Annotated in this window: 13 protein-coding genes and 1 tRNA gene; 8 read left to right on the plus strand and 6 right to left on the minus strand. The window is 60.3% G+C overall.

The annotated features are described in order from the left end of the window. Nucleotides 1–63: 63 nt before the first annotated feature. The 4 genes from ACZO0A_RS06070 to deoD form a co-directional block, all read right to left on the minus strand. On the minus strand, nucleotides 64–1,200 hold the full coding sequence (locus ACZO0A_RS06070; RefSeq protein WP_302375416.1) for a BMP family lipoprotein: 1,137 nt from the start codon (nucleotides 1,198–1,200) through the stop codon (nucleotides 64–66). A 139-nt stretch (nucleotides 1,201–1,339) separates the two neighbouring features. Further along, complete coding sequence (locus tag ACZO0A_RS06075) at nucleotides 1,340–2,503, minus strand: BMP family ABC transporter substrate-binding protein (protein ID WP_302375415.1); 1,164 nt, start codon at nucleotides 2,501–2,503, stop codon at nucleotides 1,340–1,342. A gap of 62 nt (nucleotides 2,504–2,565) precedes the next feature. Further along, nucleotides 2,566–2,985, minus strand: coding sequence for a cytidine deaminase (locus ACZO0A_RS06080; RefSeq protein ID WP_215692242.1), 420 nt, complete (start codon nucleotides 2,983–2,985; stop codon nucleotides 2,566–2,568). 1 nt (nucleotide 2,986) lies between these two features. Beyond that, the gene (deoD, locus tag ACZO0A_RS06085) at nucleotides 2,987–3,718 is read right to left on the minus strand and encodes a purine-nucleoside phosphorylase (protein ID WP_291210408.1); all 732 of its coding nucleotides are present in this window, start codon (nucleotides 3,716–3,718) and stop codon (nucleotides 2,987–2,989) included. 104 nt (nucleotides 3,719–3,822) lie between these two features. On the opposite strand from deoD, the gene ACZO0A_RS06090 reads away from it, so the two are divergent. Both ACZO0A_RS06090 and ACZO0A_RS06095 read left to right on the plus strand, forming a co-directional pair. Then, nucleotides 3,823–4,737, plus strand: coding sequence for a radical SAM protein (locus ACZO0A_RS06090; RefSeq protein WP_302375414.1), 915 nt, complete (start codon nucleotides 3,823–3,825; stop codon nucleotides 4,735–4,737). Between the two features lie 2 nt (nucleotides 4,738–4,739). Then, nucleotides 4,740–6,617, plus strand: a complete 1,878-nt coding sequence (locus tag ACZO0A_RS06095) for a hypothetical protein (RefSeq protein ID WP_302375413.1) — start codon at nucleotides 4,740–4,742, stop codon at nucleotides 6,615–6,617. 39 nt (nucleotides 6,618–6,656) lie between these two features. Here ACZO0A_RS06095 and ACZO0A_RS06100 read toward each other — a convergent pair whose 3' ends face one another. Next, nucleotides 6,657–7,046 (minus strand): MmcQ/YjbR family DNA-binding protein, encoded by a 390-nt coding sequence (locus tag ACZO0A_RS06100; RefSeq protein ID WP_302375412.1) that lies wholly within the window; start codon nucleotides 7,044–7,046, stop codon nucleotides 6,657–6,659. 92 nt (nucleotides 7,047–7,138) lie between these two features. Between ACZO0A_RS06100 and ACZO0A_RS06105 the strand changes: the two genes are divergently transcribed. Genes ACZO0A_RS06105 through udk form a run of 3 tightly spaced genes read left to right on the plus strand, consistent with a single transcriptional unit; the run spans nucleotide 7,139 to nucleotide 8,560 of the window. Beyond that, nucleotides 7,139–7,414, plus strand: coding sequence for a sporulation transcriptional regulator SpoIIID (locus tag ACZO0A_RS06105; RefSeq protein WP_302375411.1), 276 nt, complete (start codon nucleotides 7,139–7,141; stop codon nucleotides 7,412–7,414). A 30-nt stretch (nucleotides 7,415–7,444) separates the two neighbouring features. Continuing rightward, nucleotides 7,445–7,924, plus strand: a complete 480-nt coding sequence (locus ACZO0A_RS06110; RefSeq protein WP_291210393.1) for a deoxycytidylate deaminase — start codon at nucleotides 7,445–7,447, stop codon at nucleotides 7,922–7,924. A gap of 12 nt (nucleotides 7,925–7,936) precedes the next feature. Next, nucleotides 7,937–8,560, plus strand: a complete 624-nt coding sequence (udk, locus tag ACZO0A_RS06115; RefSeq protein WP_215692235.1) for a uridine kinase — start codon at nucleotides 7,937–7,939, stop codon at nucleotides 8,558–8,560. 202 nt (nucleotides 8,561–8,762) lie between these two features. Here the strand turns inward: udk and ACZO0A_RS06120 are convergent, their stop codons facing one another. After that, nucleotides 8,763–9,959, minus strand: coding sequence for a cation:proton antiporter (locus ACZO0A_RS06120; RefSeq protein ID WP_215692234.1), 1,197 nt, complete (start codon nucleotides 9,957–9,959; stop codon nucleotides 8,763–8,765). A gap of 317 nt (nucleotides 9,960–10,276) precedes the next feature. Here ACZO0A_RS06120 and ACZO0A_RS06125 point away from each other — a divergent pair. The 3 genes from ACZO0A_RS06125 (at nucleotide 10,277) to ACZO0A_RS06135 (ending at nucleotide 12,823) form a co-directional block, all read left to right on the plus strand. Continuing rightward, nucleotides 10,277–10,365: transfer RNA gene (locus ACZO0A_RS06125), tRNA-Ser, on the plus strand. Between the two features lie 173 nt (nucleotides 10,366–10,538). Beyond that, complete coding sequence (locus tag ACZO0A_RS06130) at nucleotides 10,539–10,916, plus strand: BlaI/MecI/CopY family transcriptional regulator (RefSeq protein ID WP_291210386.1); 378 nt, start codon at nucleotides 10,539–10,541, stop codon at nucleotides 10,914–10,916. 2 nt (nucleotides 10,917–10,918) lie between these two features. Then, nucleotides 10,919–12,823: a M23/M56 family metallopeptidase gene (locus ACZO0A_RS06135; protein ID WP_302375410.1), complete on the plus strand. Its 1,905-nt coding sequence runs from the start codon at nucleotides 10,919–10,921 to the stop codon at nucleotides 12,821–12,823.

Genomic DNA, 12,823 nt, shown 5'->3' on the forward strand with positions numbered 1-12,823 from the left:
CACCCTGCGCGGGATGCGCAGGGTGGTCAAAAGTCATGCCTTTAAAGCATCTGCCGTATCAGATCAGCTCTGGTAGTCCACGGTGATGGTGGTGACAGCGGGCTTGACATCAGCATCGAAGCTGTCGTCGATGGCCAGAGAGCCGTCCACGATAGCAGCGTACATGGTGTCGTACTGCTCCTGGGTGAAGCTGGTGAACTTGCTGGTCGCCATGGGCAGACCAACACAGTTCTCAGCAGCGCCGAGCTTGGTCTCCTTGCCGGAGTAGGTCTCACTGAACTTCCAGCCGTTGTTCAGGGCATCGGTCAGGGCCTCGTTGACAGATTCGGCCAGACCCTTCATGGCGGAGGTGATAACGGTGTCGAACTGACCGGACTGGTCAACGTCAACGCCGATCATCTTGCCGCCGTTGGCCTGAGCAGCAGCGTCGCAGCTCTGGCAGACAGGGCCGCCGCAGGCAAAGACGACCTCGGTACCCTCAGAGTACCAGCCATCCATCTTGTTCTTGACTTCATCGGTAGCAGCGAAGCCGCCGGAGTACCAGTACTTGATGTTGACATCCGTAGCACCGATCTCCTTGGCAGCAGCGTCAGCGCCCTGCACGAAGCCGTAGCCGTAACGGATAACAGCGGGAACGGCCATGCCGCCCAGGAAGCCCAGCTCCTTGTAGCCGTCATAAACAGCGGCGTAGCCGGCCAGGTAACCAGCCTGCTCTTCCTTATAGGTGATCAGAGCGGTGTTGGCCGTGGGGGTCTTGTCGCCCAGGTCGGCGGTGGAAACGTCCAGGGCCAGGAACTGCACATCGGGGTACTTCTCCTGAGCCTCGGCAATGGCGGAACCGAACAGGTAGCCAGCCACGACGATGGACTTAGCGCCGTCGTTGACAGCGTTGTCCATCTGCTCCAGACGGGCAGCGTCAGAGTCCTCAGTGGGACGGTAGTAGTTGGCGCTCAGGTTGTTTGCAGAGCAGAAGTCCTGCACACCCTGCCAGGTGTACTGGTTGAAGGACTGGTCATCGATGTTGCCAACGTCGGTAACGAAGGCGACATCGGTCTTGCTGCCGGAAGTGCTGGCGGCAGAAGCGGCCTCAGAGGTAGCCTCCGTCGTGGTGCTCGTGGCGGTGCTGGCGGAAGAACCGCCGCAGGCAGCCAGAGAGAGCGCCATGCTGGCAGCCATTACAAAAGCAAGAAACTTTTTCATGGTTTTGATCTCCTTAGGTTGTTTTTCAGTTGCGCAGCGGGGCGAGTTCCCCGCCGCAGTACCTTCAGTATACCGCATCTGCGGCGGCAATTCAATGAAAAAAGATGACAAAAAGAATTACAAAAGCATAACAAAGGGTTTACATGGTCCGATTCACCGTCACATTGGGGGTGTCGGGCAGGGTGTCCAGGTCGGCGTAGGCATCCACTTTGCGCACGCTGGTACGCAGATCCTCGTACAGTTTTCGGTAATCGTCCTGGGTGAAGGTGTCAAACCGCCAAGGCGCACCCGCTTCCAGCGCGACCGCGCCGGTGGTGTAGCCGACCTTCTCGGTCTGGCCCGCGCTCTGGGTGTCCCAGCTGCCATTCGTGAAGAAGCTGTACAGCTCCCGCTGGACGGCGGCGTTATAGCACTTGACCGCGCTTGCCAGCACGCGGCCGCTCAGGGCGGTGTTGTCCACATCGGTGGTGACAGCCTTACCGCCGGTCTGGTTGACTGCGGAGACCGCACCCTCGTACAGGTTGCCGCCGCTGACCATAATGAGCGCTGTACCGTTATTGTACCAGTCCACCATACGCTGGGTGATGGCATCGCTGTTCTCGTCGGTGTCAGTGAACCAGGTCTGTAAGGTCACGTCCTCGCCCTGTAATTCTGCGGCGGCCTCTGCCCCCTGCAAAAAGCCGGTGGCGTACCGCACAATGCCGGGCACCTCCCGCGTGCCAATGAAGCCGAGGGCGGTGTACCCTTCGGTCACGACGGCGTAGCCCGCCAGATACCCGGCCTGTTCTTCCTGGAAGAGGACGCAGTGGACGAGTTCGGCAGTCTTGTAGGCGCTGTAATCGGCGTTGTGGGGTTCATCGTCGAACAGCAGGTAGTGTACATCGGGGTAGTTGTCCTGGATGCGGTAGAGTGCTTCGCCCGCAGCCTCGCCCTGGCAGACGACAAGCCTTGCGCCGCTCTCGGCGGCGGCACGCAGGGCAGTCTCGGCATCATCGGCCGTATTCCCCGCGGCGGCATAGGTATCGGCGGTGTAGCCGTACGTGTTGGCGAAGGTCTGCACGCCCTGCCACAGCATGGCGTCTGCCCCGTTCTCTGTGCCGGAGGGGCCTGTCACCAGTGCAATGGTCTGTCCGCCTGCCGGGATCAGCGTCGGGTCATCGGGCTGGTAGACGAACGTTGCGTCGTTGGTGGGGGCGGTCACGGTATTCTGTTCCTGCGCCGGGTCGGCGGCGTCAGCCGTTTTGCAGGCGGTCAGCCCTGCCAGCAGTACCAGCGTCAGGAACAGTGCTAAGAATTTCTTCATGGGTTAAGGGAACTCCTTTGGTTTTCTGAAAAGCCGCCCCTCAAAGGGGAGCCAAAGAATTTTCACTCCAGATTCGCCGGGCCGAAGCCGTAGGGCAGCAGGTCGCCGAGGGTGGTCACGATGTAATCGTTCTCGTCTTTCGCCATAATGACGGTCAGCTTCGGCCCGCCGAACTCATAGAGCGCCTGGCGGCAGACACCGCAGGGGCCAGTGACGAGGGTGTTCTTCTCCCCCACTTTGCTGCCCACAATGGCGATAGCGTCAAACTCGCGCACCCCCTCGCTGACTGCCTTGAACAGGGCCGTGCGCTCGGCGCAGTTCGTGGGGGTGTAACCTGCGTTCTCGATGTTGCAGCCCTTGAACACGCGGCCATCCCTGGCCCGCAGCGCCGCGCCCACATGGAAGCGGGAGTACGGCACATAGGCAAACTTCTGGCCCTCAAAGGCTTCGCGGATCAGGGCCTGGATCTCAGCTTTTTCCATCTTACTTCTCCAAAAAGGCGTCCACGCCCAGCGCGACCTTCATCATGGCGGTAAAGCTGGTTTGGCGCTGTTCGGCGGTGGTGATCTCCGGCGAGACAAAGCTGTCGGAGATGGTCAGCAGGCAGGCCGCGCGCTTGCCCAGCACCTTCGCGTTGTGGAACAGCGCGAAGCTTTCCATCTCAACGGCCAGGCAGCCCTTTTCGTCGCGCAGTTTTTCCCAGTAGGTGGGCTTGGCGTCGCTGGGCTGGCGGTAGAACACGTCGGAAGAATGGATGTTGCCCTCGATGAGAGGGATGTCCGCAGCCTTGGCGCTGGCACGCAGGGCGTCGTTCAGCTCGGCGCTGGGGGTCTGGATATCGTCGGTGTCGCCGCTCTGGGTCACGGCGTAGTTGCTCTCGGAGTAAGCACCGGTAGCCAGCACAACGTCAAACAGCTTGGCCTTGTCGGTGTAGGAGCCTGCGGAACCGATGCGGATGATGTTCTCAACGCCGTACTGGCTGAACAGTTCATAAGAATAAATACCGATGGACGGCATACCCATACCGCTGCCCATCACGCTGATGGGGCGGCCCTGGTAGGTGCCGGTATAGCCGAGCATACCGCGCACATCGGTGACGACGCGCGGGTTCTCGAGGAAAGTCTCGGCAATGAATTTAGCGCGCAGCGGGTCGCCGGGCATCAGCACGGTCTTGGCAAAATCGCCCTTTTCGGCGCGGTTATGAGGGGTAGACATAAGAGCACACTCCTTTATTTTAGGTTATTTGTAGGTATAGTATACCACACTTTCGCAGTTTGTGGTAAAATTAAATGAAAGATTTTTGTGAAAGAGGGATTCTTATGCAGCTGCCGCACCATTGCACCCTTTGCCCCCGGGCTTGCGGGGCCGACCGCGCCGCCGGGCAGCGGGGCCTTTGCGGGGCCGACGATACCCTGCGGGTAGCCCGCGCCGCCCTGCACCACTGGGAAGAGCCGTGTTTAAGCGGCGACCCCAGTGCCGAGACCGGCAGCGGCACGGTATTTTTCAGCGGGTGTACGCTACGGTGCTGCTACTGCCAGAACTACCCCATCAGCCAGGGTGAGGTTGGCAAAGCGATTTCCGTAGAGCGGCTGGCCGAGATTTTTATGAATCTGCAAAACGGCGGGGCGAAAAATCTGAACCTCGTCACGGCATCGCAATACCTGCCCTGGGTCACGGCGGCGCTGGATCAGGCAAGGACCGCCGGATTCTGCCTGCCAGTCGTTTACAACACCGGCGGGTATGAAACGGTGGAGGCCGTCAAGGCGCTGGCCGGGTATGTGGACATCTGGCTGGCGGACTACAAGTATGCGGACGGTGCGCTGGCTGCCGAGCTTTCCGCCGCGCAGAACTACCCTGCCGTGGCCGACGCCGCCCTTCGCCAGATGCTTTTGCAGACCGGTGCGCCGGTGTACGATGCGGACGGCTATTTACAGAAGGGTGTCATTGTGCGGCATCTGGCGCTGCCCGGCCATGCGGCGGACAGCAAGGCCGTTTTGCAGCGGCTGGCCGCACTGCGGGCGGAAACGGGCGTCGCATTTATCCCGAGTTTGATGAGCCAGTTTACCCCTTTTTATAAGGCGGCCGAGCACGGTTTAGGGCGGCGCATCACGACCTATGAGTACCGGCAGGTCATTGACGAGGCCGTGCGCCTGGGCCTGACCGACGGCTATATGCAGGAAAAAAGCAGCGCCCGCGAGGAATACACGCCGCCGTTTGATTTGGAAGGAGTGTAAAGATGCTGCTTTCGATTCTCTATCTTGCTTTATTCATATACGTTGGCCTGCTCTTGGCCCGCCGGGCGGTGCCGGATGGGAGCGCTGCCGTTATTCTGCCGCTGGGCTGCGGGTTCGGCGTGTCGCTGCTGGCGGTGCTGCCTGCAGTGCTTGCGCTGGCGCTGGGCTTCACGCTGCCCGCCGTTCTGCTGGCGGCTGCAGCCGCAGGCGTTCTGGGCGGCGTGCTGCTGCGCCGGGGTGTGCGGCTGCGCGGCATGGCAAAAGATGCCGATTGCGGCGCACTGTGGGCCTGCATCCTGCCGGTCGCGCTCATCACGCTGTACCTGCTGCACACCCATGTACTGCACACGGTAAACGGCGCGTACCACACCGGGCAGAGCTGCTACGGCGATATGCCGATGCACCTGGGGTTCATTAAATATATCGCGCAGAGTGGTGAATTTTTACCGTGCTATCCCCTATTGGGCGGCGAGCACCGGTTCGGGTATCCGTTCTTGTGCGAGACTGTCTCCAGCGTATTTTTGGTGCTGGGGGCGGACCTGCGCACGGCGTATCTTCTGCCGATGCTGCCCGCATTTTTGTCGGTGTACGGTATGTTCTGGCAGCTGGCCCGCCGGATGACGGGCAGCGCCGCCAAGGCAAGCCTTGCGTTTTACCTGTTCTTTATGGGCAGCGGGTTCGGCTTTGTGTATTTTCTCGGCAGTGCTGAAAAGTTTGCGGGCATCTTCACCGGGTTCTACACCACACCGACGAATTTTGTGGAGCAAAACATCGAGTGGGTCAACCCCATCGTTGATCTGCTCATCCCCCAGCGGGCAACGCTGTTCGGCTGGTGCGTGCTCTTTCCCGCCGTGTACCTGCTGTGGCGGTTCTGCTATGAGGGCAAGCGCCGCCTTTGGCCATGGCTGGCCCTGCTGGCGCTGCCCCTGCCGCTTTTGCATACCCACAGTGCGCTGGCGCTGGTGCTTTTGTGCCTTGTGGGCGGCGTATACACTCTGGCGCAGGGTGCACGGCGGGAGACGCTTTTGCCCTGGCTGGGGCTGGCGGCAGTGTGCGGCGCGGCGTGGCTGGCGCAGATGCTGCCCACCGTGCTGGCCCAAAGCCTGGACGGTCAGCACATGCTGCGGCTGCACTTTAACTGGATCAACGGCCAGGACGACGGCACGCTGAAGGACAATTATTTCTGGTTTTACATCAAAAATATCGGGCTTGTGTATCTGCTGCTGGTTCCGGCGTTTATCCACGCCAAGCCCAAACAGCGGTGGCTCTACGGCGGCGGGCTGGCAATTTTGGCGCTGGCGGAGTTTGTTGTGTTCCAGCCCAACAATTACGACAATAACAAACTGCTTTACGTCTGGCATATGCTGGGGTGCATTTTAGCGGCGCAGCTGTTGGTCGATTTGTTTGCCAAGGTCCGTGCCCTGCCCTGGCGGGCGTTGGGGCTGGCGGCGTGCTGTTTTGCGGCCATGTTCGGCAGTGTACTGACCGTCGGGCGGGAGATTTTCAGCGACTACCAGCATTGGAGCGCGAATGACATTGCACTGGCCGACTATATTGATGCGAACGCCGAGAGCGACGCGCTGTTTTTGACAAGCGACAGCCATGTCACGCCGGTATTTGCGCTGGCCGGACGGCGGATACTCTGCGGGTCGGGCAGTTATGTCTATTACCACGGCATGGATTACGCCGACGAGTACAGCGCCATGGCAGCGCTGTACGAGCATCCCAACGAGAGCACACTGGCGGCGTGGGATGTGGGGTATGTGCTGTTTGATTCCTCCGTCTACGGCAAATTTGCCGATGCAGACGAGAGTTGGTACGCCGCGCGGTATCCTATCTGGTACGAAAATGACGGATGCCGCGTGTATAAAATTGTATAAACAAGATCCGCGCCGGATGTTTTCCTGCGCGGGCCTTGCCTATTCCCCCAAAATTTCTTTCTGCATTTTCTTTGTCAGCTTGGCAAAAATCAGTGCATACCCGCTTTTGCACAGGCGCATGACCTCTTCCTGCGGCACGGCCCCATCCAGCCGCACGCTGATCCAGTGCTGCTTGTTCATGTAATACCCAGGCAGGATATCCGGGTACTGTCGCTGCAGGAAGTTTCCCTCTTCCGGTGCGACTTTCACCGTCAGCATCGGATGGTTTTGGTATTCCGGGGCACAGTCGTCTGCCGTAGTCAGCAGTGCGGCGAACATTTTGCCGCCCACCATATAGCGATCCCAGCCCCACTCGGGTTTATAATCCCGCACTGCGCCGGGATTTGCCAGCAGCAGGGTATCCAATTCCGGGTAACGTTCAAATGTCATCGGGTTTCCCTCCTTTGTAAAAACAGTATAGCATACTCCGCCCCTCTTTCACATAGGATTTGACAGAAATTCCTATGTGAGGAGGTCAGGCTATGAAGGGCGACCCTGAGGAGCGCGCGGCGGCGGTGGGACGGTATATCGCGGAGAGCGGCGCGACCGTGCGGGCGGCGGCAGCCGTGTTCGGCGTGAGCAAATCCACGATCTGGAAGGACCAGCACCGGCTGCGCCGCCAGAACCCCGGCTTGTGGGCCGAGGTGCAGGCCGTCGTGCAGAAAAACAAGGCCGAGCGTCACCTGCGCGGCGGCGAGGCCACGCGGCGGAAATATTTGCGCGAACCATCTTGCACCGCGCCGCACGGCACAGTATAATAAAGAAAAAGCCAAAAGGACGGTGTACCTATGAAACGGCAGGATTACATCAGCTGGGACGAATATTTTATGGGCATTGCCATGCTTTCGGCCATGCGGTCGAAGGACAACAACAGCCAGGTCGGCGCTTGTATCGTCAGCCCCGAGAATAAGATTTTGTCTTTGGGCTACAACGGTATGCCCATCGGCTGCAGCGACGACGATATGCCGTGGGAGCGCGAGGGCGAGGATCTGGACACAAAATATATGTATGTCTGCCACTCGGAGCTGAACGCAATTTTGAACAGTCCCAACCACGATTTGCGCGGTTCGCGGATGTATGTGACGCTCTTTCCCTGCAACGAGTGCGCCAAGGCCATCATCCAGAGCGGCATCAAGGAATTGATCTATTTATCGGATAAATATCACGACACGCACGCCAGTATTGCCAGCCGTCGGATGTTCAACATGACCGGCGTGAAATACCGCGCGTATCAGCCCACCGGGCGCGAGATCAAATTGGACGTATAAGGAGCTGTGGATATGAAAACCATCATCATCGGCATTGCAGGCGGCACCGGCAGCGGCAAGACGACCCTGACCGAGAAGCTGCGGGATCATTTCGGTGCGAACGAGGTCAGCGTCATCAACCATGACAGTTACTACAAGCGCCACGACGAGCTCCCCTACGAGGAGCGCTGCAAGCTGAACTACGACCACCCGGACAGCTTTGACACGCCGCTGATGGTCGCCCACCTGCGGGAGCTGCGCGCCGGCCACCCGGTGCAGGTGCCGGTGTATGACTACACCATCCACAACCGCAGCGACAAGGTCGTTCTCGTGCAGCCCGCGCCGGTCATCATTGTCGAGGGTATTTTGATCTTCGACTCCCCCGAGCTGTGCGACTTGATGGATATGAAGGTGTTCGTGGACACCGACGCCGATGTGCGCATTCTGCGCCGCATCGTCCGCGACGTCAAGGAGCGCGGCCGCACGCTGGACAGCGTGGTCAACCAGTATTTGACCACCGTCAAGCCGATGCACGAGCAGTTCGTCGAGCCGAGCAAGCGCAAAGCCGATTTGATTGTGCCCGAGGGCGGGCACAACCTGGTGGCGCTGGAGCTGCTGATCAAATGGGTGGACAATCATCTGCATAATGCAGAATAAAAAATGAAAAGGCAGGCGCAAAGCAGCGTCTGCCTTTTTTAGTTCCTCTTTGATGGGAGTTCCCACCGCAGCGGGTGAGGGGGTGGGCCGCAGCCTCGCGGCATAAACAGTCAGCTCCCGGCCGCCGCTCCCCTTCTGGCGCTATGCGCCACCTCCCCCGTATCGGGGGAGACTGTCCTCAAAGGGGAGGCTTTTACTCGAATTACGCCTTTGCCTGGCTCGGATGCGGGACGGGCGGCATTTTTGTAAACAGGGCTTTCAGCGCCAGCGGTGTGGCGACGCTGGACACAACGATCAGCAGGATGACCGCCGTAAAGTAGACCGGGTCAACGACTCCGACTTCCAGGCCCTTCTGGGCAACAATCAGCGCGACCTCACCGCGGGTCATCATGCCGACACCGACCTTGAGAGCATCGCCCCAATTAAAGCGGCAGATTTTGGCCGCCAGGCCGCAGCCGATAATCTTGGTTGCCAGCGCTACAATGACAAAGCAGACGCAGAACAGGAAGATTTCCGGCGTAAGGCCGCTGATATCGGTTTTCAGGCCGATGGACGCAAAGAACACCGGTGCAAAGATGACATAGTTGCTGATGTCCACGCGGCGCTCGACGTAGGAGGCGTCGTTCATCGTGCACAGGACGATGCCCGCAATGTACGCGCCGGTGATATCGGCAATGCCGAAGTACTGCTCGGCAATGTAGGCCATAGCGAAGCAGAACGCCAGGCTGACAACGGTGATGCGCTGGGTGTGAGGGTTGCGGGCGTCCAGCCACTTCATGGCGTAGTGGATGATGACGCCCACACCGATGGCGACAAGGAAGAACAGCACAGTCTGGATCAGCACGCCGCCGATGCCGGTGCCCTCGCCGGAGCTGGCACCCAGCACGCAGGTCAATACGATGATACCGATGACGTCATCAATGACCGCCGCGCTGACGATGGTCGTGCCGAGGAAGCTCTTCAAATGACCAAGCTCCTGCAGCGTTGCCACTGTGATGGAAACGCTGGTGGCTGTCATGATGGTGCCGATGAACAGCGCACGGTAAAACTCCGGGCTGCCCACTGCCGCAAAGCCGTAGAACGCGCCATACAGCAGCGTGCCGCCCACCAGCGGCACAAACACGCCCACGCAGGCGATCAGCGTAGCGATGGGGCCGGCACGCATCAACTCTTTCAGGTTCGTGCCCAGGCCGGTGGTGAACATCAGCAGCACGACGCCGATTTCGGCGAAGATGGAAATGGAATCGCTGGTCTGCACCAAGTTCAGCAGGCACGGCCCGATGAGCAGACCGGCGATGATCTCGCCCACGACCTGCGGGGCCTTGCACTTGCGGGCGACCAGCGCAAAGAATTTGGCGCTCAGAATAATGATCGCCAGGTCACGAAAAATGGAATACATGAAATATCCTCTCCTTTTGTCCGGGTGAAATCGTGCACCCACAGAAATTGGGAAGTCGTACATCCCCGATGCACGCATTTTTGATCTGCAGGGGGGCGCAATGCCCGGAAGATGTTTCACACCTATATAGTTTTAGCACCTTGCACGGCGGTTTGCAAGAGGATAAAACGTACAAAATATGCAGTTCGAGCGCATATTTTGCGTGCATTTCGCCCATCGGGAAAATTTTCGAGAATTTTCTGCAATTTTTGCTTGACATTTGCCGCACCGATTGCTATAATAGCTCATGCAGTCAGGCGCTGCACAACTGAATATGTGGAAAGATGGCTGAGCTGGTCTAAGGCGCACGACTGGAAATCGTGTAGGGCCCCTAAAGCCCTCAAGGGTTCGAATCCCTTTCTTTCCGCTTATGAACCGCCCTCGTGAGTTTTCATGAGGGCGGTTTTGCTGTTGCCCCTATGCCCCAAGTTCCCTGCCGCATATCTGCGGCGGGGAATTTTTATTGACATTTTCGGTCTATTGTAGTAGACTATAAGCAAGGACAGGTCTATTGCAATAAACCAGGAAGGAGCTTTCCCTATGCCAAACCATGAACCGCTGCGCCTTGCCGAGGGTGAATACCGTTTTGCCTGCCTTGTGTGGGACCATGAGCCGCTGCCCAGCGGGCAGCTGGTGACGCTGGCCGCCGACGCGCTGGGCTGGAAAAAGAGTACGACCTATACCGTGCTGAAAAAGCTCTGCGAACGGGGCGTTCTGCAAAACGCCGACGGCCAGGTGACGAGCCTTATTAAAAAGGAAGATGTCCAGCAGGCCGAGAGTGCCGCCGTGGTGGATAAGACCTTTGGCGGCAGCCTGCCGCGCTTTGTGGCTGCCTTTTTGAACACCCAGCCCATCAGCGACGCCGAGGCTGCCGAGATCCGTGCACTGCTCGACGCCGCCCACCGCGAGGAGGGATAGTTATGCGCAGTACCGTGTTCGCGTTTTTGCTGCTCAGCGCCCGGGGCGGCGCTGCCGCGCTGGCGGCCTGGGCCGTCTGTAAGCTGCTGCGCCGCGCCCACGCGCCCAGCCGCCTTTTGTGCTGGCTGTGGCTTGCCGTGGGGCTGCAGTTCGTGCTGTCCTGGGGCATCCCACTTTCCCTGCCCCGCCCGCAGAACACCCAGCTGGCCGCAGCTGCTGACACCGTGCAGGAGTTGGGCGAACTGCCGCTGGTCGCGCCCCCGCCCGCTGTCTCCGCGCCCGCCGCGGCGCTGCCGTGGTACGCCCGGCTGACGCCCTGGCACGCGCTGGCCGCCGTGTGGGCGGTTGGCGTAGCGGTGCTGGTCGTGCGCGGTATCGTTGGGTACATAAAATTGAAACGTCATGTGGCGCTGGCCTGCAAAACATCGGACGGCTGCTACGGCGGGGCCTGCGTGACCGCGCCGTTTACCTTAGGTATTCTGCGCCCGCGCGTCTACCTGCCCGACGATTTGCAGGGAACCGCCCGGCAGGCCGTGCTGCTGCACGAGCAGACCCACATCCGCCGCCGCGACCCGCTGACCAAGCCGCTGTTCTACGCCGTGGCCTGCCTGCACTGGTTCAACCCGCTGGCCTGGCTGGCGTTTTACACCTTTGAGCGCGACATGGAGGCCGCCTGCGACGAGGCCGCCGTGCGGGGCCGTCCCCTGCCCGAGCGCAACGCCTACTGTGAGAGCCTTCTGCATTTTGCCGTGCAGGGCCGCAGCATACCGGGCAGCTTGGCTTTCGGCCAGGGCAGCGTGAAGGAGCGCATTGTCCATTTGCTGCATTACCGCCGTTTGGGTGCCGGGGCATTGGCCGTCTGCGCCGCCGTGGTGGGTTTGAGCGTAACGGCCTGCATGGTGCGCCCGCAGGTCGAGGATGCCCCCGCCACCGCTGCGCCGCCCGCCACCGCCGAGACGGCAGAGCCGACCCCCACACCCGCACCGACCAGCGTGCCCGCTGTGGCTGCCGCTGCCCTGCCGACATTGGATAACGCTGCGAACAGCCCGCGCTTTATCTGCCCTGTCAAGTACAAATATATTTCCCGCTTTGCCACGAACGGCCACCGGGGCGACGATCTATGCGCTGCCGAAGGCACCGAAATTTACGCCGCCGCGGACGGTGTTGTGCTGGCCGCGCAGGAGCATTACAGCTGGGGCAATTTTGTCGAGATCGACCACGGCGCCGACGCCAACGGTCTGCGCTGGTCCACGCTGTACGCCCACATGCAGTCCTGCGCCGTGCAGGTCGGGCAGACCGTGACCGCCGGTCAGGTCATCGGGTACGTGGGCAGCACCGGCAATGCTACCGGCAACGCCTGCCATTTTGAGATGCAGGTCAATGGCACGCTGGTGGAGCCGCGGTATTTTACCGCCTACGGCGGCAGCGATGCCGCCGAACTGACACAGGAAAAGGCGGATGAAATCTTGGCCGAGGCCGTGCGCCGTGCCGCTTCCGACCAGGTGACTGCCGCCGATGGAGCCGCCCTTTCCGGCGTGGATCTCTTTACCCTGCCGGTCGCGCCCCCGCCGCAGGTCAGCGGCTATGACCCCGAAAACGGCCACCCCGGCATTGACTTTGCCGCCGAGGAAGGCGCAGAGGTTTACGCCGTTGCCGGTGGCATCGTGACCGCCGCCGACTACGATGTTGAAAAGGGCAACTATGTCGTCCTTGACCACGGCGGGCTGGAAACGGAGTATCAGCACATGAAGTCGTTGCTCGTCTCTGCCGGGCAGGCCGTGGTCCAAGGCCAGGTCTTGGGATATGTGGGCAGCACCGGCAATTCCACCGGGCCGCACCTGCACTTTGAGGCACGGCAGGACGGCGCGCCCGCAGACCTGACCGGGACTGCCCTATTAGCGGAGTAA

Source organism: Gemmiger sp., from assembly GCF_057431175.1.

Excerpts from the sequence above, each read along its gene's own strand:
- ACZO0A_RS06070 (WP_302375416.1), bottom strand. The coding sequence starts at position 1,200 with ATGAAAAAGTTTCTTGCTTTTGTAATGGCTGCCAGCATGGCGCTCTCT.
- ACZO0A_RS06075 (WP_302375415.1), bottom strand. The coding sequence starts at position 2,503 with ATGAAGAAATTCTTAGCACTGTTCCTGACGCTGGTACTGCTGGCAGGG.
- ACZO0A_RS06080 (WP_215692242.1), bottom strand. The coding sequence starts at position 2,985 with ATGGAAAAAGCTGAGATCCAGGCCCTGATCCGCGAAGCCTTTGAGGGC.
- deoD (WP_291210408.1), bottom strand. The coding sequence starts at position 3,718 with ATGTCTACCCCTCATAACCGCGCCGAAAAGGGCGATTTTGCCAAGACC.
- ACZO0A_RS06090 (WP_302375414.1), top strand. The coding sequence starts at position 3,823 with ATGCAGCTGCCGCACCATTGCACCCTTTGCCCCCGGGCTTGCGGGGCC.
- ACZO0A_RS06095 (WP_302375413.1), top strand. The coding sequence starts at position 4,740 with ATGCTGCTTTCGATTCTCTATCTTGCTTTATTCATATACGTTGGCCTG.
- ACZO0A_RS06100 (WP_302375412.1), bottom strand. The coding sequence starts at position 7,046 with ATGACATTTGAACGTTACCCGGAATTGGATACCCTGCTGCTGGCAAAT.
- ACZO0A_RS06105 (WP_302375411.1), top strand. The coding sequence starts at position 7,139 with ATGAAGGGCGACCCTGAGGAGCGCGCGGCGGCGGTGGGACGGTATATC.
- ACZO0A_RS06110 (WP_291210393.1), top strand. The coding sequence starts at position 7,445 with ATGAAACGGCAGGATTACATCAGCTGGGACGAATATTTTATGGGCATT.
- udk (WP_215692235.1), top strand. The coding sequence starts at position 7,937 with ATGAAAACCATCATCATCGGCATTGCAGGCGGCACCGGCAGCGGCAAG.
- ACZO0A_RS06120 (WP_215692234.1), bottom strand. The coding sequence starts at position 9,959 with ATGTATTCCATTTTTCGTGACCTGGCGATCATTATTCTGAGCGCCAAA.
- ACZO0A_RS06130 (WP_291210386.1), top strand. The coding sequence starts at position 10,539 with ATGCCAAACCATGAACCGCTGCGCCTTGCCGAGGGTGAATACCGTTTT.
- ACZO0A_RS06135 (WP_302375410.1), top strand. The coding sequence starts at position 10,919 with ATGCGCAGTACCGTGTTCGCGTTTTTGCTGCTCAGCGCCCGGGGCGGC.